Here is a 21,783-nt window from a genome sequence, read left to right on the forward strand (position 1 = left end):
CCTTCCTCGCCGCCGCCGCCGCGCTCGCCGCCATCGACGACGCCGTCCGCACCGCCCGCAACACCCGCCCGACCACCCGGCCCGGCACCGGTGCACCGGACGAGGGCCCCGAGCCGGCCCTGGCCGCCCTGGTGCTGCTGCGCGAACTGCGCACCGAGCTCGCGGGCTGGGAGGCGGGCCTGGTGGAGAACGCCCGCGACGCCGGCGCCACCTGGGCCGACCTCGCCCACCCCATGGGCGTCGCCAGCCGCCAGGCCGCCGAGAACCGCTACCTGCGCCTGCGCCCCACCGACAGGAGAGCGGACGGGGCCGCCACCGGAGCGGAGCGCGTCAAGGCCGTGCGCGACCGGCGGGCCGCGGAACGCACCGTCACCGCCTGGGCCCGCGACCACGCCGCCGACCTGCGCGTCCTCGCCGCCCGGATCACCGCCGCACCCGGCCTCGCCACCGAGGCCGGCCCCGCCCTGACCGCCCTCACCACCGCCCTCGGCGCCCCCGACCCGGCCGACCTGATAGCGCCCCTCGCCGCCGTGCGACCCCACCTCGGCAACACCCACCCCGACCTCACCGCCCGCCTCGACGACCTCACCCAGCACACGGACAGCCTGCGCCATGACAGCGACCGACGACGCACCTGACCCCCGCACCACGGCCACGGCCGAGGAGCGCTGGCAGCACATCGAGGACCGGCTCGCCGCCATCGAACACCGCATCCGCGAACACAGCAGCGCCGCCATCGCCACCCTCGACACCTGCCTGACCAGACTCGACGCCCTCCACCACGACCTGACCCACCGACCCTGGCCCCCACAGGCCTCCCCCACACCCCCAGACCCTGCGCACCGCCCGCCGCAAACCGACGCGAACCCCGGCAGCCAGGCCCTTCGGCCCGGCCGGCCACCGGCCTACGCAGACCGGCCCGGAAGCCCCGCAGCACCACGCGGCCGACAGCCACCGGGCAACAGGCGGCTTACCCGCCTGACAGAAACCCGCCACCCCGGCACGGCCGAACAGAGCGGCGGGGCGCGCGGGCGCCCCGCCCCGACAATTTCGGGCCCGGTCACGCGGGAGACCTTCGAGCGTCCCGACCGTCCGGGTCGGTGCGCAGCGGGCGCCGGCGGTCGTGCAGGCCGAGCGCCGCGCCTTCCTCGCCTCGCCGCCTTCGTGAAGCGGTGATCCGGAAGCCGCCCGGCGCGGTCCCAGCGAGGAGCAGCTGGTCGCCTCCGCCCGGGAGGAGGCCGAACGGCAGGCTCGTGTCCGGTGCGGGCGGACGAGTACTGGGCCGGCTTTTCGGCGCGGACCGGGTCGCCGCCCGCCGTCGGCTGCGGCACATCGACGACCCGGCCGAGGAACAGGCTGCCGCGCAGCGGTGATCGGGTGGCGCGCCACGGCGGGCGGTCCTTCCACGAGGGCTTCCCGGCGCGGGCTGCCGGGGCCCGAAGGCCCAGCGCGGTGGCACGAACACCGAACGGCCGGCCCCCCGGGGAGAGGGGTCCGGCCGTTCGACGTTCGAGGCCGGGCAAGCCCGAGGCCCGTTCAGTGCTTGAAGGCGTCCTTGACCTTCTCGCCCGCCTGCTTCACGTCGCCCTCGACCTGGTCGGCCCTGCCTTCGGCCTCCAGACGCTCATTGCCGGTCACCTTGCCGACGCCTTCCTTGACCGCGCCCTTGGCCTTCTCTGCGATGTTCCCGATCTTGTCGCCGGCGCTCATGCGTACCTCCGGTTCGTCGAAGCTGTCGACGCAACGCCTGCCCCAGCCCGCCCGGAAGATTCCCCCGAATATTCGCTGCGGGCCGGGGCAGCCGGATCGCCGACACTGACTGTGGAGGTCGAGATGGTTCCCCTTCTTCTTGTTCTGCTGCTGGCCCTGCTCCTCTTCGGTGCCGGCTTCGCGCTGAAGGCCCTGTGGTGGGTGGCGGTCGTGGTGCTGGCGGTGTGGCTGCTCGGCTTCGTGGCCCGCAGTACCGGCGCATCCGGCGGCCGCGGCCGCTGGTACCGGTGGTAGGCCCAGGCGCTACCGCCCGGACGAACGGGGCCGCGGGGGTGGGGAACGCACACGGCGCGTTCCCCACCCCCGCCACACCCGCCGACTGCTGTCCGTAGCCGACCCCAGGGAGGCGCCCGGCCTCCCCGGCCGGGAAAAGGGGAGGGCCCCACCGGCGGCGGAGCGGGGGCGGCGATGACCCCGGCGGTGGACCCGAGCCCGCCGTACCCCACTGCACGACCAACCACCAACAGCTCGAAGAAGGGAAGGGAGAGGGTTGCCGGCAGCCCTGGGCGGCCCGAATCCTTGGCATCGACCGCGGCGGGAACGTCGTGACAGCGGGCCCTGCGGATTCGAGGAACGCCCCCGAGTACTCCCCAGGGCGGTGTCGTTCAGAGGTTCTGTCCGGCTGGATGCCGGTTCAGGTGGCCAGCGTGGCAGCGTAGTTGCTCAGGTTGAGCCTGTGGGGCGCGCAACGCGTCCACGCACACCGGGGCTCCGCGCAGAGCGGGTCAGCTGCCCGGGCGGGAGGCCGCCCAGCCGTGTTCGAGCAGCGCGAAGGCCTCGTCGGCGGCGCGGTTCGGCTCGGCGTGCCGCAGGACGAGGCCGCGGGCCTCAAGGGCGAAACGGGCCAGTGCGGCGCAGCTGATGTCGTCCTCGGGGGCACCTGCAGCCTCGGTAATGGCTCGCGCCAGGGCCGCTTCGTGGCGCGTCCACATGCGGTGGGCGTAGTCGCGCAGCGCGGGGGTCTCCTGCACCATGCGCGTGAAGTCGGCGAACCGCGGGTCCGTGGTGTGGACGGCGAACTGGGTCTGTTTCAGCAGGATGTGCTCGCGCAGCGCCTGGGGGATCGACTGGCCCGGGGTGCGGTCGCGCACGGCGGCGACGAGCGCTGCTTCAAGGTCGTCGTCCTGGTCGAAGACCAGGGCTTCCTTGCTGGGGAAGTGCTTGAACAGAGTGGTCACCGAGACGTCCGCGGCGTCGGCGACGTCCTTGACGCCGACCTGGTCGTAGCCGCGTTCGAGGAAGAGTTCGAGTGCGGCGTCGGCCAGGGACTGGCGCGTCTGGGCCTTCTTGCGCTCGCGGCGCCCGGTCGGTTCGGTCACTCGCCCATGATATCCCAAGATGCATCGACTTCGAAAGTGTAGTCATTGCACTTATTTTGCGAGTGTGCTTTCTTGATGGTGCCGGCCCTCCCCGCGGCTCACCCACCTCCCGAGGGACACTCCCATGAACTCTGCTCGTGATCCCCGCATCGCGATCGTCGGCGCCGGCCCGGGCGGCCTCGCCTGCGCCCGGGTCCTGCAGCAGCACGGCCGCTCCGCCACCGTCTTCGAACGCGAGGCCTCCGCCGACGCCCGCCCGCAGGGCGGCACCCTCGACCTGCACGCCGACACCGGCCAGAGCGCCCTGCGGGCGGCGGGGCTCCTCGACCCGTTCCACACCCTTGCCCGCCCCGAAGGAGAGGAGTGGCGCGTGCTCGACTTCACCGACGCCGCCCTCCTGGCACACCAAGGGCCTTCCGCCGCCGGCGGCCGGCCGGAGATCGACCGCGGCCAACTGCGCGAACTGCTCCTGGACTCACTCACCGAGGGAACGGTGCGGTGGGACCGCGCCGTCAGCACGGTCACCCCCCTCGCGGACGGCACCTGCCGACTGCTCTTCGCCGACGGCGCCGCCGAGGACTTCGACCTGGTGGTCGGCGCCGACGGCGCCTGGTCGCGCGTCCGCCCGGCCCTGTCGCACGCCAAACCCCGCTACACCGGCGTCACCTTCCTCGAGACCGGATTCGACGACTGCGACACCCGCCATCCCGACCTCGCGCGGCTGGTCGGCAGCGGATCGATGCTGGCGAAGGGCGCCGGCAGGTCCCTGGTCGCCCAGCGCAACAGCAACGGCCGCATCCACGCCTACATCGCGCTCCGCACGCCGCAGGACTGGCACACGGCCGCCGGTATCGACCTCGGCGACCAGCGGGCCGTACGCGCGCACCTGCTGAGGATGTTCGACGACTGGGACGAGAGCCTGCGCTACGTCCTGCGCAACAGCGACAGCGGGTTCACCAACCGGCCCCTGTTCGTCCTGCCCGCCCCGCACACCTGGCAGCACGTTGCCGGCGTCACGCTGCTCGGCGATGCCGCGCACCTGATGCCCCCGGCCGGGCTGGGCGCCAATCTCGCGATGCTCGACGGCTCCGACCTCGCCCACGCCCTCGTCACCGAACCCGGCATCGACGACGCCGTCCACGCCTACGAGAGCATCATGCTGCCGCGCTCGATCGAGGCCGCGACGAGCAGTGCGCAGGGACTCGACCACCTCGTTCCCGCGGTGACTTCCTGAGCAGACCCCACCGCCCCCGGCCCCCCGCGGCCGTTCCCGCGTCGATCACGTGCACTCTCCCGACAGTCGTGCCAAGCCCCGCGGCGGCGTCGTCAGAGGGTCGTCCGGTCTGATCACGTGATGCCGAGGGTGTCGAGTGGCCAGGTGGCGTCTCGGCCGTGTTTGCGCAGGCCGGCGGCGATGTTGTCGCAGCCGGTGAGGCGGAGGGCGCCGATGGGACCACCCCTGGTCCGGTGGGTGCGCAGGACGGCGTCGAGCGCGAGGTCCGCGGTGGGGTGGGTCTTGGGGCGGGAGAGGTTGTCGACGAGGAGCCCGGCGCCGCCGGGTTGGTGGAGGAGGGCGATCCAGCCGGCCTGTCCCCACGGCCCGTCGTCGGGCAGGGGCGCGGTCCAGCCGATCGGTGTGCTGTCGAGGCGCAGCTGGAGGATGTCCTTGGCGTCGGGGGTGAGCCAGGAGCCGAGTTCCCGGCCGGGGCCGATGGTGGGCTCGAGGTCGTCCAGGAGGTCGGGGAAGTCGAAGCGGATCTCGGGGTCGGTGCAGGCCTCCCGGCGGGCCTGCACGGCCGCCTCGGTAGCCGAGCCTCGCGGGACATGTGTCTTCCCCGGGACGGCGTCGTCGTCCCGGCCGTCGTCGTGGTCCCGGTGGTCGATCCGCTCGCGCGAGCGGGCGACGAGGCGCTCGTGCTCGTCCAGGTGCGGCCAACGGGCCTTGTCCGGGCCGCACGCTGCGCGGCCCGCACCCCGGCTGGAGCTCGATCAGGTCGTCGGGAGCGGAAGACGCGTCATCGGGTACGGGAGAGGAGCCTGCGGGGCAGGCACCCTCCACCGCGCACAGGCCACCGCCCGCGCACGCGAGCCCTCGGACGGGTGCCCCCGAGGGGCGTGAAGGGGCCGGGCCCGGGGACGTAGGGGGGTTGGTCCGCGGGGCCCGGCCGTGGGGCCAGCAGCGCCGGGGGACATGGCGCAGCTGCTCTGGCCGGCGGCCCGGTGGTGCTGTGGTGGGGCCGCCGTGCGGGGAACAGTAGACCTGCCGAGCGGCGGTGGCCAGGGGTTCGACCTGCGATTTTTCGGCCGCGAACATGCCATCCCCCTGGTGGTGCGTCCCGGGTCGCAGCGGCTGTGTCCGGGCTGTCCGTTCCCGGGACGCCGTGCCGCCGGCCGCACGGGCCGGGGCGCCCCCGGCTGCTGGGGCGGTCGCGGGCGCGACGGAGGCGTCTTGCCGCCGCACTACCTAGAACGAGGGCTGCGAGGCGTACCCGTCCGGCACGGCCCAGGGGTCGTCCTGCGGCCGCCGTGCCGCCGCCTCCCGCTGTTCGTGGGCCGCGCGCTTCTCGGCGATCGTGGGGACGGATGCGAGGGCCTCGGCCGGGCGGCCGTGCTCGAGCAGCATGTCGACCAGGTCGTAGACGGCCGAGCGCTGGGTCGAGGTGCGGAGCAGGGCCAGGGCCTCCTCCAGCCGTCCGTCCCGCTCCAGCAGCCGTGCCAGGCGCAGGTCCCACTCGCCCGGCTCCTTCTCGTTGAGGGCGGTGGCCTGTGCGACGGCCTCCTCGCAGCGGCCCGCCTCGCCCAGCAGCCACAGCCGCAGGTCGAGGACCTGGTCCGGATGCCCCTCGGCCCACGCGCCGGTGAGCCCGTCCAGGAGTTCGAGGGCCCGGCCGGGCCGGCCGTCGCCGACGAGCAGTTCCAGCGCCCAGTGCAGGAAGTTCCAGCAGTCGTAGTAGTCGTAGGTCGGCCGGCCTGCTTCCACCGCCTCGTCGATCCTGGCCTGGCGCACCAGGAGTCGCATCAGCGCCGCGCGGTCGTTCGGGTCGTCGTGGGCCTCGATCGCCTCGCGCAGCAGGGCCTCCGCCTCCAGGGCGCGCCCGGTGTCCTCCAGCGCCTTCGCGTACACGGCGAAGGCGGCGCGGTGCTCCGCCTCGGCGAGGGCCCGCAGTTCCTCGATCAGCCCCTGCCGGGCGAGGAGCTGCGCGTAGTGCTCGGGGAAGTTGAGGGGATGGCGCCGGCCCGAGGCCGTCTCGGTGCGCACGACCTCGACGGCCTCCTGCGCCCGCCCGGCGCGTTCCAGGACTTGGGAGATCAGGAGCAGCACGTCCCACCGGTCCGTGCGGGACGCCCGGCACGCCTGCCCGCACCGTCCGCACCCTTCGCTGTCCTTGTGCTCCATGTGCTCCGCCTCCCGCGTGAGCAGGTGCAGCACCCGGTCGTCGCGGCCTTGGCCCTCGGTCACCTCGACCAGGCGGGAGCGGAGCCAGGACTCCCCGAGATGGGGTGCGAGCACGTCGATCGCCTCGTCGGCCCGCCCTGCCGTCGCCGCCAGCCCGGCGTAGCGGGCGCACACGTGGCCGTCGCCGAGTGCGGCCGCGTCCGGGCGCACCGTCGCGAGCGCCTCCTCGCCCTCGCCCCGAACGATCATGATCTCTGCGGTGGCCCAGTCGGCCTCGCGCCATCCGATCTCCCTGAACGGGGCCACCAGGGCCGCCGCCCGGTCGGTGTCCCCGGCCGCGCACAGCGCCCGGGCCGCGGCCTGCGTGCCGATCCAGTCGCCGCGCTCCCGCGCCGCTCCGATCAGCAGCTCCGTCTCCCCCAGGTCGACGAGGGTCCGCGCCAACCGCGGGTAGATGCCGCCGTGGTGTCGCGCCTGCCAGGAAAGATCATCAATGTTCACGCACGCACCCTACGAACCACCGCCGACAGACCCGCCCGGCGAAAGGCCCGCGCCGCGGTCCGGCCCCTTCCGGCCGTGGGCGCCGGCAGCGGGCCTGGGCATCATGACCGCACGAATCCCGGGCTCGTTCCACCGGCCGGCGTCGGTCCCCGTTGGCACGGTCAGGGCCCGGGCGGCGACGGGCGACGGCGCCACCGGGACCTGGTCCCGGCCGACAGGGCATCGAACCGCAGGGGCACTTCGGACCGGACCGATCCAGGAGCCATTGGCCGGGCCACCGGCGCGAAAGCCACCGGACGACACCGGAAAAGGGAAGAGCGAATACGAGATACAGGGCAGCGGCCCCGACCGTGCTCCCTGCCGAACCGGCTGCCTGGGCGACGAGCACGGCCAGGAAGAGGATCAATGAGAAGGCGGAGGAGCGGGGTTCGCGGGTGCCCGCCGGTGGTCTGCCGGTGCCGGTCGCGGGCGAGGAACCCGGCCGGGGTCGCAGCCGGCGCAGCGGAAGCGGGCGGGATCGGCGGTGGTGTCGGCACGAGGGTGCTTCGCTGTTGTCGGGGCAGGTGTGCGGAGGACGGTGGTGAGCGCATTTCAGTTGGCCGGTCGAGCAACGCCCGGCAGGATCTGTCGCATGACACGCGACGACCTCGCCGAGATGCTCGCCGACCAGACGCCGGCCTGCGGCCCCGCACGCGAGGCCCTGCTCTCCGGGGGCACCTTCACGGTCTGGGACAGCCTGATCCCCGCCAACCAGCACTTCGGCGTCTACCGGCGCCGTCTGCGGACCGCCCGCAGGCGCGGAGTCGCGACGCTCGGCCTCACCGAGACCGTTGGGATCCTCGAACAAGCAGCCGACGAGCCCTTGCGTATCGGCCTGATCAGCACAGCGGATCGGGCCTGGGGATTCATGCTCTTCCTCAACGCCGCGGCCACGACGGTGCTGGCCTGCGCCCGCGGCGGCCGCGTCCGGCCCGAGGACGACTGACATCGAACCGAACGCGCGACATGCTCCCCGACCCCCCGGAACCCGAAGCGCGGCGGCCTTCCCGTCCGCGCGCCGGAGCTCCGTGAGCACCGCCGCGCACCGCGCCCCGAGGACCACCTCCACCGCGGCGGGTGAGGGAGCGTCACCACCGCCGTTCGTCGTCGCCGTCGAGACCTCCTGGGCCGGCCGGGTGCGTGGGTTGCCCCTGCCTTCCGGCAGACCCACCACCCCAGGAGCCCGGTACCGGGAACCGCCGCTGTTCACCGCGTCGCAGCCGGGCGCGGTCACCGACCGCTCGGCGCACGCGACGGACCTCAGCCGTTTCCGCAGCCGGTCCCGCTCCGGCGCCCGGGCGCAGCCGGCCGGGGCCGCGTACCGGTGCCTGCCCGGCCTAGGGGGGAGGGTGGTCGGTCGCGGCTGCGGCCTGCGCGCAGGGGCGGTGGCGGCTGCCGGTAGCCTTCCCTCTCCGGGGGCCGGCCCGCGAGGGGCGGGGTGCCCCCCTTGTCTGCCCGTCTCCCGAGAGGATGCCGATGTTCAAGGTCAACGAGTACTTCGACGGTGCGGTGAAGTCGGTCGCCTTCACGGCGGAGGAAGGTCCGGCGACCGTGGGCGTCATGGCGCCCGGTGACTACGAGTTCGGTACCGCGAAGCGGGAGGTCATGCACGTGGTCAGCGGCGCGCTGAGCGTCAGGCTGCCCGGCTCCGACCGGTGGGAGACCTTCCGGGCCGGCGAGCGGTTCGACGTCCCGGCCGACAGCAGGTTCCAGGTCAGGAGCGCGGTGGAGAGCGCCTACCTCTGCGAGTACCGCGACTGACGTCGCGCCCCGCCCCCGGGATCCGGGGGCGGGGCGGGGCGGGGCGGTCACCGCCGGGGTGGCGAGGGGCGGCGGGCCGGCGGTGCTACTTCTGCCAGCCGATGGTCTCGGGCAGCGGGCTGTGGAAGATGGTGGCCCCGACGTTGGCGAGTCCCTTGCGCAGGCCGTAGGTGGAGGGTCCGCTGTAGAGGGGCAGCAGGGAGTACTGCTGGAGGGCCTTCTGCTCGAGCTTGTTGACGGCCTCGATCTGCTGGCCGAGGTCGGCGATGTCGCCGGTGGCGCGGATCTCCCGGTCGAGTTCGGGGGTGCCGGCCCCGGTGATGTTCGACTCGCGGTCCGAGCAGTAGAAGTCGCACAGGGAACGCGCGCCGAAGGGGTCCGTCGAGCGGTTGCCGGAGATGAACAGGTCGAAGCGGCGCTCGCTGAGGACCTTGGAGAAGTCGTTCGAGGAGACCTTGTTGACGTTCAGCCGCACGCCGACGGCCTTGAGCATCGCGGTGAACGCCCCGGCGACGGCCTTCTCGACGGGGTCGTCGCCGAGCAGGGTGTAGCCGAGTTCGAGTTCCTTGCCGTCCTTGGCGCGGATGCCGTCGCTCCCGGGCTTCCAGCCGGCCTCGTCCAGGGCCTTGCGCGCCTGCTCGGGGTCGTACGCCAGTACGGCGGAGACGTTGTCCTGGTAGCCCTGCCGGAAGCTGTAGAGGACCGCCGAGCCCGGCAGCGGCTCGCTGTAGTCGAGGCCCTGGAAGCGGATCTTCGTGATCTGCGAGCGGTCGATGCTCTTCTGCACCGCCTCGCGGACCTGGACGTCGCCCAGGAACGGGGACTTGGTGTTCAGGTACAGCGCGTACTCGAAGGGGCTGCCGCCGCTGCGGACCTCGGCGTCCTTGACGGCCTTCACCTGCTTGAGGTTCTCCGCGTCCCCGACCGGGACGTAGTCGATCTCGCCGTTCTTGAAGGCGTTGACCGAGGCGGCGCGCTCGAGGTTGACGTAGACGCGCTTGTCGAGCTTGCCCTTGCGGCCCCACCAGCGGGGGTTGCGCACGAAGGTGATGTTGCCGGACTGGGCGTCCCAGGTGCCCACGGTGTAGGGCCCGGCGCCCCATTCGGGGTGGGCCGTCTTGACGTACGCCTTGTTGAAGTTCTCGACGGTGGCGGCCTGGGGGTGCAGGAAGGTGGTGAACAGCGCGGACCAGGAGGCGTTGACGCCCTTGAAGGCGATGACCGCCTGCTTGGCGTCCGCGCCGGGGGTGACGGAGGTGATGCGGTCGTAGCCGTCGGTGGAGGAGGCCGCGTACTCCTTGTCCGAGCCGTTGTTGGCCTTCCAGGTGGCCTCGAGGGCACGCCAGTCGATCGGGGTGCCGTCGTTGAAGGCCGCCTTCGGGTTGAGGGTGATGACGACCTTCTGGTCGCCGCCCTCGACGGAGACCTTCACGTCGCTGTAGTAGTCCGGGTTGTACTGCACCTCGCCGGTGGGCGAGTACGTGATGGCGTCGGCGTTGTACCAGGACCAGATCCGCAGCGCGTTGAGGGTGCCGTTGACGTTGAAGGGGTTGCCCTGCTCGTCGAAGGTGCCCGCGGTGGTGTAGGTGCCGCCGTCCTTGAGGTTCTCGTAGGGCTGGGGGTTGTAGTCGGTGACCGAGGAGGCGACCTCGGCGGCGTTGCGGGTCTGCTTCCCCGAGGAGTCGCCCGAGGACGGCGAGGAGGAGCAGGCGGTGGCGGCGACCGAGACGGCCGCGGCCAGCGCGAGGGGCAGGGCGAGCTGACGACGCACGGGATGTCCTAGGTGGGAAGGGAAAAAGGGGAAGGGGAAGGGGGCGCGCGGGCCGGGGAAGGGGGCGCGGGCAGGAAAGGGCGCGGGCGGGTGACAGGCGGGGAGCGGGTGAGGAAAAGGGGCGCAGGTCAGAGCGCGTGGCAGGCGTACCGGTGGTCGGAGCCGTCCGGCGCGCCGACCGTCGAGGGCCGTTCGGTGCGGCAGCGGGTGCGCACGCTCTCGTCGGCCTCCCGGTGGAGCGGGCAGCGGTCGACGAACACGCAGCCCGCCGGCAGCCGGGCGGCGCTGGGCTGCTCGCCCCGAAGGACGATGCGCTCGCGACGGCGCTCGCGCTGCGGGTCGGGCAGCGGGACCGCCGACAGCAGGGCCCTGGTGTACGGGTGCCGCGGCCGGGCGAAGATCTCCTCGGTGGCGCCGGACTCGACGATGTGTCCGAGGTACATCACCGCGATCCGGTCGGAGAAGTACCGCACCACGGCCAGGTCGTGCGCCACCACGAGGTAGGCCAGGGCGAGTTCGCGCTTCAGCCGCACGAGCAGGTTGACGATCTCGGCCTGCACGGAGACGTCCAGGGCGGACAGCGGCTCGTCCAGGACCAGCAGCCTCGGCTCGCGCGCCAGGGCGCGGGCGATGCCGACCCGCTGGCGCTGGCCGCCGGACAGGGCGGCGGGGAAGCGGTCGCCCACGGCGCGGTCCAGTCCCACCAGGTCCAGGAGCCGCGGGATGCGCGAGCGCACGGCCGTGCGGTCGGCGCCGGCGGCCCGCAGCGGTTCGGCCAGCAGGTCGAAGACGGTCAGCCGGGGGTCCAGGGCGTCCGTCGGGTCCTGGAGGACGATCTGGACCTCGCTCCGCAGCTCCCGCACCTGCGCCGCCGAGCGCAGCGTGGCGACGTCGGTGCCCGCCACCTCGATCCGGCCGCCCTCGGGGGCGCGCAGGCGCAGCACCTCGCGCAGCGTGGTGGTCTTGCCGCTGCCGGACTCCCCCACCAGCGCGAGGGTCTCGCCCGCACGCACCTCGAAGCCGACGCCGTTGACCGCGTGCAGGGTGCCCGTGCGGCGTTTGAGGAGGGCGCCCCTGGTGACGGGGAACGTCTTGACCAGGTCCTCGACGCGCAGGACCACCTCGCCCGGGGTGCGCCGCGCTGCTGCGCGGTCCGGGGTGAGGGCAACGGCGGACCCGGCGGGCCCGGCCGGGTCCAGGGTGCCGTCGGCGATCTCCTGCGCGCGGTGGCAGGCGACGCGCCCGGGCCGCCCGGCGGGTGCGGTCAGGTCCGGTTCGGTGGTGCGGCAGACGTCGCGGGCCACCGCGCAGCGCGGTGCGAAGGCGCAGCCGTCGGGCAGGGCGACCGGGGAGGGCGGCTCGCCGGCGATCGGGAGCAGGGGCCGCTGGACGCCGCTGTCCGCGGTGGGGACGGCGGCCAGCAGCCGGGCGGTGTAGGGCATGGTGGGGCGGGCGAAGAGTTCGTCGACGCCCGCGTGTTCGACGATCCGTCCGGCGTACATGACGGCGACGTCGTCGGCGTGGCCGGCGACCACGCCCAGGTCGTGGGTGATGAGGACGAGGGCGGCGCCGCTCTCGCGCTGGGCCAGGCGCAGGACCTCCAGGATCTGGGCCTGGACGGTGACGTCGAGGGCGGTGGTGGGTTCGTCGGCGACGAGGACCGAGGGTTTGTTGGCGATGGCCAGGGCGATGACGACGCGTTGGCGCATGCCGCCGGAGAACTCGTGCGGGAAGGCCTTGGCGCGTTCGCGCGGGTCGGGGATGCCGACCAGGTCGAGCAGTTGGACCGCCTGTTCCCAGGCGTCGTTCCTGGACAGGTCCTGGTGCACGCGCAGGGCCTGGGAGAGCAGCCGGCCGACGCTGAGGACGGGGGTGAGCGCGGACATCGGGTCCTGGAAGACCATGCCGATGTCCTTGCCGCGGATGCGGGCGAGTCGGGTGTCGTCCATGGCCGCCAGGTCGCGCCCGCCCAGCAGGATCCGGCCCTCGAGGTGGGCGGTGGGTGGCAGCAGGCCCATGAGGGCGAGGGCGGTGGCGGACTTGCCGGAGCCGGACTCGCCGACGATGCCCAGGGTGCGCCCGGGCAGGAGGTCGAAGTCGACGCCGCGCACGGCCTGGACCGGTCCTTGCTCGGAGGGGAAGGAGACGCGCAGGTCGCGTACGGACAGGACGGGTGCGGGCCGGGCGGGACCGGGGCCGCTCCCGGGCCCGGGGTTCTCGGGGCCGGGCCTCTCGGGGCCGGGGCCGGGGTTCTCGGGGCCGGGGTTCTCGGGGCCGGTGGGGCGGGCGGGTGCGAGGGTCATCGTCGGCCTCCGGCCGCGCCGGTGGTGGACGTGGGGTCGAGGGCGTCGCGCAGGCCGTCGCCGACGAAGGTCATCGAGACGGTGAGCAGCACGGTCAGGGCGGCAGGGAAGGCGAAGAGCCAGGGGGCGCTGGTGATGGTGCCCGCGCCGTCGGCGAGCATCGTGCCCAGCGAGACGTCCGGGGTCTGGACGCCGAAGCCGAGGAAGGACAGGGCGCTCTCGCTGAGGACGGTGGAGACCACTCCCAGGGTGAGGTTGACGATGAGCAGGGAGCCCAGGTTGGGGACGATGTGGCGCAGGACGATGCGCAGGGGGTGCACGCCCATGAACTCCGCGGCCAGGACGTAGTCCCGCTCGCGCAGGGACGTCGACACCGACCAGACGACGCGGGCGGTGGACATCCAGCCGAACACCGTCAGGACGAGGACGAGGACCCGCCAGTCGCCCGCCAGCTTGTGCGAGACCAGGGCGAGGACGAGGAAGGAGGGCACGATCAGCAGGAAGTGGATGAGGGCGAGGGTGGCCTTCTCCGTGCGGCCCCCGAGGTAGGCGGCGCCCGCGCCCACGACGGCGGAGACGGCGACGGTCAGGACGGAGACGCTCACCGCGATCACCAGCGAGCGCTGGAGGCCGTGCGCGGCCGAGGCGTAGACGTCGTTGCCGCCCTGGTTGGTGCCGAACCAGTGCTCGGTGCCGGGGGCCTGGGTGAGGGCCGAGAAGTCGGTGTCGGAGAAGTGGTAGGGGGTGAGGAGTTGGCCGAAGGCGCTGAACAGCACGAGCAGCAGGAGGATCGCCACGCCGGCGACGGCCGTCCGGTTGCGCCAAAAGCGGCGCAGGTAGAGGCGGCGGCGGCCGAGGTAGCGCCCGTCGTGGCCGGTGGGCGGCCGCTCGGCGGCCGGGCCGGCGGCAGCTGTGACGGTGGTGGCTGTGGTGGTGGCGGCGGGGATGCCGTCGGGGGTCGGGTCGGGGCTCACGGGGGTGCCCATCTCAGCTCACCCGCACTCTCGGGTCGAGGAGAACGGTGGTGATGTCCGCGAGGATCGCGCCGATCGCGGTCAGGGCGGCGGCGAAGGCGGCGGTCGCCACGGTGCCGTGCACGTCGTTCTTGTTGATGGTCTGGACGAAGTACTGACCCATGCCGTTCCAGCCGAAGACGGTCTCGGTGAGGACGGCGCCGGTGAAGACGGCCGGGATGCTGAAGGCCACGGACTGGGCGGTGGGGATCAGGGCGGTGCGCAGGGCGTGCCGGCGGATCGCCTGGGCACGGGTGAGCCCGGTGGCCCGGGCGGTGCGCACGAAGTCGGAGCCGATCACGTCCAGCAGCAGGGAGCGCTGGGTGAGGTGGTGGCCCACGTACCCCGTCAGGGTGAGCGTCAGTGTCGGCAGGACCAGGTGCGCCGCGCGGTCGCCGAGCGTGGCCCAGAATCCCTCCACGTCCGGGGACCTCTCGCCCGCGACGTACAGGAAGTGCCAGCCGGCCTGTTCGTTCAGCCGGATGGCGAGCAGGACCAGGGCGAGTGCGGCGACGGACACCGGGACGTTGAACAGGGCCATGGACAGGGCCTGGGCGGCCCGGTCCCGCCAGCCGTACTGGCGCGAGGCGGTGTGGACGGCGAGCGCGACACCGACGACGACGGACAGGAGCGTGGCGCCGATCACCAACTGGGCGCTGACGAGGGAGCGGTGGCCGATCTCCCCGTTGACCTCCACCCCGACCGGGGAGCGGCCCCAGTCGAAGCGCAGGACCACCCCGCTCAGCCAGTCCCACCAGCGGTGGAGCAGCGGCTCGTGCGGGTCGAGGTTGTAGGGGGCCAGGGCGCGGGAGACCTGTTCGTCGGTGCGGACCGGGCGCAGCTCCTTGAAGTTCGAGCGCGGGTCGAGGAAGGAACTGGCGAGGAAGTACGTGGCGTTGGTGGCCACCGCGATCACCAGGAACCAGCCCGCTGCCCTGCGTGTCACGTACCGGAGCACGGATGCCACCTCCCCGCGGGGGACGGCGGGCGCGGCCGGGAGGTGCCGGGTCTGGCGGAGCTGAGCATGGGGTGGCGCTCTTTCGGTCCAGGGGGTGCTTGCACTGTGGTGCAGAGGCCAAGTCTGTGTGCGAGCGACACGTGGGCACCAGTGGTCCAGACATGTGGACACGAAGACGAAACAGCCCCGAAGTACGCGGATGTGTGCGCGTCACACGTCCGTCGATTCTGCAGGTGGGAGCGGGTACTGGGGGGCCGCGGGGGCTGTGGGGGATGCGGGGGCTGTGGGGGATGCGGGGGCCGGCGGGGGATGCGGGGCCGGTGCTGTCGTGCGCGGGACCCGGGCGGGAAATCGCAGGCGCCGCCCGGGGGCGTCTCGTACGCTCCTCGTGACCGGTCCACCGAACAGCCCCCGAGGATTGTGTGAAGCACTTCGATCTCCGCGCCAGGATTCCGTCGCTCGCGAAGGCCATGGCCGCCGCCGACCACAGCCCGCACGCCCAGCTGGCACAGACCCGCCACCGTGCGTCGCTCGTGGAGGACTGGGACATCGGGCCCGGGTCCACCGTCCTCGAACTGGGCTGCGGACAGGGCGACATGACCGCCGTCCTCGCGGAGGCCGTCGGACCCCGGGGACGCGTGGTGGCCGTCGATGTCGCCGCTCCGTCCTACGGGGCGCCGGTCACACTCGGGCAGTCGGCGGCCCGGCTCGCGGCGGGCCCGCTCGGGCCGCGCATCGACTTCCGCTTCGGCACCGATGTCCTCGACCCCTCGGTCGGCTTCCCCCGCGACGCCTTCGACCACGTCGTGCTCGCCCACTGCTCCTGGTACTTCGCCTCGCTTGGGCAACTGCGCGACACGCTGGCCCGGGTGCGGCCCTGGGCACGGCGGCTGTGGTTCACCGAGTGGGACCTGACCCCCTCCAGCGGCGACCAGCTGGCACACCTGCTCGCCGTACTGGTCCAGGGCCAGATCGAGGCCGCGGGCGCGCACGGCGAGGGCAACATCCGCACACCCTTCTCCCGCGAGGCACTGCTGCGGCTCCTGCCCGGGGCCGGCTGGACGGCGGACGGCGGCGGACCGGTCGACACCGGCGCACTCCAGGACGCGGACTGGGAGATCACCGCCTGCCTCGACCTGATCACCGCGGGAGAACGCCTGGCCGCGCTGTCCGAACCGGTACGGCACCTCGTCCTCGGCCAGAGCGACGTCCTGCGGGCCGTCGCCGCACCGCAGGGCAACCGCCCGCTCGCCGCCTACTGGGCCAGCGCACACTGACCCGCCGCCCCGGCCGGGGCGTCGACGTCCGACGGGAGCGGCCGACCGGCCGCTCCCCCGGTGCCCCCGACGCGGGCCCGCACGCCCGGGTGCGCGGCACCGGCGCCGCCACGTGTTGGCGGGTGGGACCGCGGACGACGGCCCCGCGGCCCCTCCACGGTCCGGGAGTGCGGGGTCGTGCGGGGCGGGTCAGCCCGTGACGGTCCCGGGGCGCCGGTGCAGGGCGTCCAGGAGCGCGGCCTGGTGCTCGGTCAGCCTGCCGTCGGTGCGGGCTCTGTCCTGTTTGCGCAGCCAGGTGCCGGGGCGGAAGGTGGGGTCGTCGGCGAGACCGGTGCGGTTGACGGGGCCGGTGAGGGTGCCGCCGGCGGCGAGGTAGGCGAGCAGGCGGCGGTAGGAGCGGTTCCAGTCCGGCTCCAGGCGCCACAGCTCGTCCAGGGCGTCGAGCTTCGCCGCCTGGTCGGGGGTGAGGCCCGCGGCCTTGCGCTGGCGGCGCATCCAGGCGCCCACCGCGTAGTCGTCGAGCTTGGCGGTGGCGGGGATCGCGAGGTGGCCGTGCCGGTGGTGGAACGCGGCGGCGTAGGCGGCCCCGCGTTCCCAGGCGCCTGCGTTCTTCGACCAGATCATGCCGAGCGCCTCCAGCTCCGAGACGCGGGCGGCGTCCAGCAGGTGCTGGCCGTTCAGGTGGCGCTGGCGGGCGAGCCAGGAGACCAGCTCGGCGTGCTCGGTCCTGTCGGTGGGATCCAGGTGGCCGTGCTGGAGGTGGAACGCGGTGGCGACGGCGTGCATGCGCTGCCACTCGAGCGCGCGCGGGTTGAAGGCGCGCAGCTTCACGGTCCGCAGGATCCGGGCGGCGTGCCGGCGGGCGTCGATCCTGAGCCACTCGATCGGCGACTCGACCGGCGACTCGACCGGGGCCGGCTGCTCATCGGCTTCGACGGTCTCGTCCTCGGGCGACGTGGCCGCGGTGGTGTGCGCGGTGCCCTGCGAGCGGGTGCCGCGCAGCTCGGTGATCCGGCCGACCACCCGGGCGTCGTGCGCGGCGAGCGCCCGCAGGACCCGCCAGATCGTGCGGAACGAGCTGGCCTCGATCTCGGCGTCGGCCTCCGCCTTCACCGCCTCGCCGGCGTCGTGGACCTCGGCCGGGTCGGCGGTGGCCGTGTCGTCGCCCGTCCCGGGGGTGGGCAGGTACACAGGGATGACGACCCAGGACACCTTGCCCTGGCGGTAGGACTGGCGCAGCGCGCGGCCGACGGCCTGGACGATGTCGATGACCGAGCTCTTGGGGTCGGCGAAGCAGATCGCGTCCACGGCGGCGACGTCGATGCCTTCCGACAGGAGGCGGGCGTTGGCGAGGATGCCGCACTCCTCGCCGTCCTCGCCGGTGTGGGCCTTGAACTCGGCGAACGCGGCGCGGCGGTCCCTGAGCCGGTCGGTGCCCGCCACCGCCTTCGCCCGGATCCGCTCCGGACGGTCCGCGTCGGGCAGCAACTCGGAGGCGTCCGGCAGGGTGTTCGCGAACTCGCGGGCCGCCGTGACCCGGGAGTGGAAGGTGATGACCCGTCGCAGGCCCAGGTCGGCGACCGCGCGCAGCAGCGCGATCTGCAGGGCCAGGCGCAGCAGTTCCTCGTTGCTGCGCTGCGAGCGGAGGTCGGCGACGGCGGGGAGGTTGAGGAGTTCGCGCAGGTCCTCGTCCGTGACGACCGGGACGAGGACGCGGTAGTCGGCGAGGTAGCCGTGCTCGATGCCCTGGCCGAGGGTCCAGGTGAACACGGTCCTGCCGAAGACGCGCTCGTCGTCCATGGAGCACAGCGCGGGCAGCGCCCGGCCGTCGGCGTCGGCGAGGTCGGCCGGGTCGTCCTTCGCGCGCCGGTCGTCGGCGATCCGCGGGGTGGCGGTGAAGTACAGGCGGCGCGTGGCGGGGACCTGGTCGTCGACGTGCACGGCCGCCCACGCCTTGCCCTGGGCGCCGGCGGTGCGGTGGGCCTCGTCGACGACGACCAGGTCCCAGGCCGGCAGGCCGAAGTCGCGGTGGGCCCGGACGATGCGCTCCAGGCTCGCGTAGGTGGCGTACACGGTGACCGGCTCGCCGGTCTTCCCGGCGGCGACCAGGTCGGCGATCCGCGCCGCCTGCGTGGACACCCGGGCGTGGATCCGGCCGCCGGCCTCCGCGCTCTCCAGCGCCTCCTGGCGCGAGCACGCCGCGACCGCCAGGCCGCGGCGGGCGCCCTTCGCGGACCAGGCTTCGGCGGTCTGCTCCAGCAGTTCGATCGTCGGCACCAGCACCAGTACCCGCCCCCGGGCGGCCAGGCGCCGGGCGCAGCCGGCCGCGACGAGGGTCTTGCCGGAGCCGGTCGCCGCGACCACCGTGGCGCGGCCGCCGTCCTTCACCTCGCGCACGGCGGCCGCGACCGCGTCCTTCTGGAACCGGTGCAGCGGCAGCGGGTTCACCGCGGTGGCGGACAGCGGTGCCGGGAGCGGCTGCCCGGCCGCGGCGCGCAGTGCGGCCGGTACGTCCTCGACGGCGGTGGTGGTGGTCGTGGTGTCCACGGCGCGGGTGTTCTCCTTCGTCGGCCGGGTCGCGGGAAGGCGGGGTGCCGTGCGGCCGGGCGGGCGCGGCGGGTCAGCGGGGGCAGGTGCGGAATCGCGCCTTGCGCAGCGCCGTCAGGTCGGCGATGACGTCGCCGGGCTGTTCGTCCAGGCGGTCCTGCTCGAAGTCGGACGGAACGGCCCGGGCGATCCGGTCGCGCAGGCGAACAGGCCGGCGGCGTCGGCGAGCCGGTAGGCGGTGCGGGTCCCGAGGGGGCGGCCCGGGTCGGGGCGGTCGGTCACGGGGGTCCTTCGTGCATCGGAGGCGGGCACAGGGCCGTCAGGGGCGGGCCCGGGGCCGTCAGGGGCGGGCCCAGGGCCGTCAGGGGCGGGCCCGGGGCCGTCGGAGGTGGGCGGGGCCGTCGGAGGTGGACCCGGGGTGCTACTCGTTGACGAGGACCCGGGTGCTGTGGTGGCCGTCGGGGGTCCAGGTGCGGATCTCCAGGTAGACGATCTCGGCGTCCTCGACGGCGCGGCCGCTCTCCACCAGCCAGGTGAGCACGGCGTGGACGACGTCGCCGTGGGCGTCGGCCACCCGCCGGGACCACTCGGTGGCGGGGAAGCCGCCGGTGGCGGAGGAGCCGTAGGTGCGCTCCTCCGTGCCGTCCGCGCGGGGCACGACGCCGCGCCGGATGCCGGGCGAGTCCTGTCGGGAGCCGGCCGCCAGGGTGAAGTAGCGGGCGCGCATGCGCACCGTCAGCGCGACCCGCCCGTCCGCCTGCGCGGCCGCGTGGATCACGGCGGCCAGGTGCGCGGCGCCGGACCTGATGGCCTGCCGGCCGGCGCGGCCGGCCATCGACCCGCCCGGGGTGCCGATCACGTCCTTGCCCCGCACCCGCGCCTTGTGGCCGGTCCTGGTGCGGCGGCGGGTGGTGTTCGCCCCGGCGATCCCGGACAGGGTCTCCTCGTCGCGTTCGCCGCCGCGGACCGCCCGCACCAGCTGGCGCAGCGCGCCGACCATGCTGGCGCCCTTGCCCTTGGTGAAGAACTGGGAGACCAGGGAGGCGTCGCGGCCGAGCATCCTGGCGACCTGGCGCCTGGTGAAGCCCTGGTCGATCAGCTGCTGGGTGAGGCGGGCGGCCTCGTTCGGGTGGTCCGGGTCGGCCGGGCTCACTGGTCGCCCCTCTTCTCGGCGGCGGCGAGTTCGGTACGGCCCAGGGCGCGCAGCCTCAGGTACTGCTCCTGGGAGGTCGGGTGCTCGACGGGGCCGGTGAGGTGGCCCTTGAGGAGGTAGTCGCCGACCTCGCCGCGGTAGGGCCAGGGCCGGCGCTCGGTCAGGGCGATGCCGTCGGTGCCGAAGTACACGACCGTACCGGGCCTGGCGTGCAGGGCGCCGGCGGTACCGACGATCTCCTTGCCCTGGCGGTACTGCGTGTGCAGCAGTGCGGCGCGGGCCCCTGACCACACGTAGGCGGCCCATTCGGGGTGGGCGTAGGGGTCGCGGGAGAAGCCGGCCTGGCGCTGCCAGGTGACCACCGTGTCGTCCTGGCCGAGGATCTCCACCCCGGCGGGGAGCGCCTCGCCGAGGGGGGTGGTGCCGGAGACCAGGCGCGGGCGCTGGGCGAAGCCGCCCAGGCCGAACAGCAGCACCGCGCGCACGGCGCGGGAGGCGAGGTGGGCCGCCTGCCGCTGGCGTTCGTCGCCGTGGGCGCGGGAGAGGTTGGTCAGGTCCGCCCACGCGGCCCTCAGGCGCTTGCCCCACTCGTCGAGCGGCTTGCCGTCCTCGAACAGCAGGCCGCCCAGGATCTCGATCCGCCACGGTGCGATGTGGTTCGCGAGGGCCAGGTGGACCTCGGCGCCGCCCGCCCAGGTGGTGAACGTGGCGCCGGGCTGCGAGGGGTAGATCCAGGCGCGGTCACCGGTCACGGGGGCCGGGAGCAGGCCGACGTGGTTCCACCCCTGCGGGACGGTCACCTTGATGTTCCAGTGCGAGCAGGACATCAGGGCCTTCGTCTGCTCCGCCTCCGTCATCGCCGCGAACGCGTGCGCGGTGATGCGGCGCGGGACGCCGACCGGGGACTTCCACAGGTGCTTGGCGTAGGCGAAGGTGCGGTCGTACTCCACCAGCGCGGGCAACTGCTGCGGCACGCGCGGCGGCAGGAGCAGCTCGGTGCGGCCCTGGCCGCCGGTGGCGTGCAGCAGGGCGCGCAGCTCCTCCGACAGGACCGGGTAGCCGCCGGCCCACCTGCCGGTGGTCGGGATCGTGCGCGACCACAGGTCCCGCCCGGTCTGCGACGGCGAGCCCATGAGGACGGCGTCGCCCCAGTGGCGGCGCAGCGCCTGCCACAGCAGCCGGAAGGCGTCCCGGCAGGTCGTCACGTCGGCGCCGTCCGCATCGAACCACTCCCCCATCGAGCGGATCTCGGTGGTGGCGCTGTCGGGGGCGGCGGCGGGGGCGTAGCGGCCGACGGGCTGGCGCTGGTGGACGAAGTGCCCGGCGAGCTTGTCGCGGCCGCTCCCGACGGCGGTGGTCCACCGCTCGCAGGGGGTGTTCAGCCAGGCGGCGACCGCGTCCTTGAGGGTGCTGTAGCGTTCGGCGCCGTCGTGCCAGGGGGCGCCGGCGGTGATGTAGATGCGTTCGGTGCCGGGCGCGGCGGCCAGGACGGCGTCCAGGATCTCTCCGGGCGTGCGGGCGCCGAGGTCGAGGCGCACGGTCCGGTCGCGCACGGCGAGCGTCCCGGCCGCGGCGTCCAGGAACACGGTGGAGCGGGCCTGCTGGACGAAGTTGGGGCGCTTGGAGACCAAGCCGGTGGTCACCGCCTCGAACCGGGCACCGGCCGCGCCCTCCGGGAGGGCGGGCAGCTCGCGCGGGCCGGCCTCGGCCGCAACGACGGGAAGCGTAGGAACGACCGGCGCGGCAGCGGCGGCAGCGGCGGGAGCAGCGGGAGCGGCGGGAGCAGCGGGAGCGGCGGGAGCAGCGGGAGCGGCGGGAGCGGCGGGGACGGACTGCCCGGCGACGGCCTGGTCCTCGACCGCGATCGGCTCCTCGACCGCGGCCTGGTCCTCGACGGCCGGGGCGGCCGGGGCAGAGCGCTCGGCGGCGGCGCGGCCCTGCGGGGGCGTGGCGGGGTCGGCCTGTACGCCGGGT

Annotated in this window: 18 protein-coding genes; 6 read left to right on the forward strand and 12 right to left on the reverse strand. The window is 74.0% G+C overall.

The features are described 5' to 3' along the window. Positions 1-638, forward strand: a 638-nt coding sequence (locus BI06_RS31140; protein WP_043473800.1) for a hypothetical protein, incomplete at its 5' end; no start/stop codon positions are given. An 898-nt stretch (positions 639-1,536) separates the two neighbouring features. On the opposite strand, the gene BI06_RS31145 is transcribed toward BI06_RS31140, so the two are convergent. Continuing rightward, positions 1,537-1,710: a CsbD family protein gene (locus tag BI06_RS31145; RefSeq protein ID WP_043473802.1), complete on the reverse strand. Its 174-nt coding sequence runs from the start codon at positions 1,708-1,710 to the stop codon at positions 1,537-1,539. Between the two features lie 123 nt (positions 1,711-1,833). Between BI06_RS31145 and BI06_RS31150 the strand changes: the two genes are divergently transcribed. Continuing rightward, positions 1,834-2,004 carry a hypothetical protein gene (locus BI06_RS31150; RefSeq protein WP_043474170.1) on the forward strand — a complete coding sequence of 57 codons (171 nt, stop codon included), beginning with the start codon at positions 1,834-1,836 and terminating at the stop codon, positions 2,002-2,004. 491 nt (positions 2,005-2,495) lie between these two features. Here BI06_RS31150 and BI06_RS31155 read toward each other — a convergent pair whose 3' ends face one another. Beyond that, positions 2,496-3,089 (reverse strand): TetR/AcrR family transcriptional regulator, encoded by a 594-nt coding sequence (locus BI06_RS31155; protein WP_030398500.1) that lies wholly within the window; start codon positions 3,087-3,089, stop codon positions 2,496-2,498. A gap of 124 nt (positions 3,090-3,213) precedes the next feature. On the opposite strand from BI06_RS31155, the gene BI06_RS31160 reads away from it, so the two are divergent. Continuing rightward, the gene (locus tag BI06_RS31160; protein WP_043473807.1) at positions 3,214-4,323 is read left to right on the forward strand and encodes an NAD(P)/FAD-dependent oxidoreductase; all 1,110 of its coding nucleotides are present in this window, start codon (positions 3,214-3,216) and stop codon (positions 4,321-4,323) included. A 113-nt stretch (positions 4,324-4,436) separates the two neighbouring features. Here the strand turns inward: BI06_RS31160 and BI06_RS31165 are convergent, their stop codons facing one another. Both BI06_RS31165 and BI06_RS31170 read right to left on the reverse strand, forming a co-directional pair. After that, positions 4,437-4,883, reverse strand: coding sequence for a hypothetical protein (locus BI06_RS31165; RefSeq protein ID WP_043473810.1), 447 nt, complete (start codon positions 4,881-4,883; stop codon positions 4,437-4,439). Positions 4,884-5,553: 670 nt separating this feature from the next. Beyond that, complete coding sequence (locus tag BI06_RS31170) at positions 5,554-6,987, reverse strand: hypothetical protein (protein WP_149030536.1); 1,434 nt, start codon at positions 6,985-6,987, stop codon at positions 5,554-5,556. A 631-nt stretch (positions 6,988-7,618) separates the two neighbouring features. Here BI06_RS31170 and BI06_RS31175 point away from each other — a divergent pair. Further along, positions 7,619-7,972: a hypothetical protein gene (locus BI06_RS31175; protein ID WP_043473821.1), complete on the forward strand. Its 354-nt coding sequence runs from the start codon at positions 7,619-7,621 to the stop codon at positions 7,970-7,972. Positions 7,973-8,502: 530 nt separating this feature from the next. Further along, positions 8,503-8,787: a pyrimidine/purine nucleoside phosphorylase gene (locus tag BI06_RS31180; RefSeq protein ID WP_043473824.1), complete on the forward strand. Its 285-nt coding sequence runs from the start codon at positions 8,503-8,505 to the stop codon at positions 8,785-8,787. 85 nt (positions 8,788-8,872) lie between these two features. Here the strand turns inward: BI06_RS31180 and BI06_RS31185 are convergent, their stop codons facing one another. The 4 genes from BI06_RS31185 to BI06_RS31200 all read right to left on the reverse strand — a co-directional run bounded on the left by BI06_RS31185 (position 8,873) and on the right by BI06_RS31200 (position 14,832). Then, positions 8,873-10,558 carry an ABC transporter family substrate-binding protein gene (locus tag BI06_RS31185; RefSeq protein ID WP_233290361.1) on the reverse strand — a complete coding sequence of 562 codons (1,686 nt, stop codon included), beginning with the start codon at positions 10,556-10,558 and terminating at the stop codon, positions 8,873-8,875. Between the two features lie 128 nt (positions 10,559-10,686). Then, positions 10,687-12,861 (reverse strand): dipeptide ABC transporter ATP-binding protein, encoded by a 2,175-nt coding sequence (locus BI06_RS31190; RefSeq protein ID WP_082558801.1) that lies wholly within the window; start codon positions 12,859-12,861, stop codon positions 10,687-10,689. Continuing rightward, on the reverse strand, positions 12,858-13,847 hold the full coding sequence (locus BI06_RS31195) for an ABC transporter permease (protein ID WP_082558802.1): 990 nt from the start codon (positions 13,845-13,847) through the stop codon (positions 12,858-12,860). The genes BI06_RS31190 and BI06_RS31195 overlap by 4 nt, the downstream gene beginning before the upstream one ends. Before the next feature lies 1 nt (position 13,848). Continuing rightward, entirely contained in the window at positions 13,849-14,832 is a 984-nt protein-coding gene (locus BI06_RS31200; RefSeq protein WP_030398509.1) for an ABC transporter permease, read from the reverse strand. Positions 14,833-15,302: 470 nt separating this feature from the next. Here BI06_RS31200 and BI06_RS31205 point away from each other — a divergent pair, with 470 nt between their 5' ends. Continuing rightward, positions 15,303-16,109, forward strand: a complete 807-nt coding sequence (locus tag BI06_RS31205; protein ID WP_051742404.1) for a methyltransferase domain-containing protein — start codon at positions 15,303-15,305, stop codon at positions 16,107-16,109. Positions 16,110-16,298: 189 nt separating this feature from the next. Here BI06_RS31205 and BI06_RS31210 read toward each other — a convergent pair whose 3' ends face one another. The 4 genes from BI06_RS31210 to BI06_RS31220 form a co-directional block, all read right to left on the reverse strand. Beyond that, on the reverse strand, positions 16,299-18,656 hold the full coding sequence (locus BI06_RS31210) for a DEAD/DEAH box helicase (RefSeq protein WP_051742303.1): 2,358 nt from the start codon (positions 18,654-18,656) through the stop codon (positions 16,299-16,301). Between the two features lie 114 nt (positions 18,657-18,770). Then, entirely contained in the window at positions 18,771-18,938 is a 168-nt protein-coding gene (locus BI06_RS51405) for a hypothetical protein (protein ID WP_158516484.1), read from the reverse strand. 139 nt (positions 18,939-19,077) lie between these two features. After that, positions 19,078-19,809: a hypothetical protein gene (locus BI06_RS31215; RefSeq protein WP_030398512.1), complete on the reverse strand. Its 732-nt coding sequence runs from the start codon at positions 19,807-19,809 to the stop codon at positions 19,078-19,080. Further along, a partial coding sequence (locus BI06_RS31220) for a hypothetical protein (protein WP_233290363.1) occupies positions 19,806-21,783 on the reverse strand: 1,978 nt, incomplete at its 5' end. The genes BI06_RS31215 and BI06_RS31220, both read right to left, overlap by 4 nt.

Origin of the sequence: Kitasatospora sp. MBT66, from assembly GCF_000710405.2 — a bacterium.
GTDB lineage: Bacteria > Actinomycetota > Actinomycetes > Streptomycetales > Streptomycetaceae > Kitasatospora > Kitasatospora purpeofusca.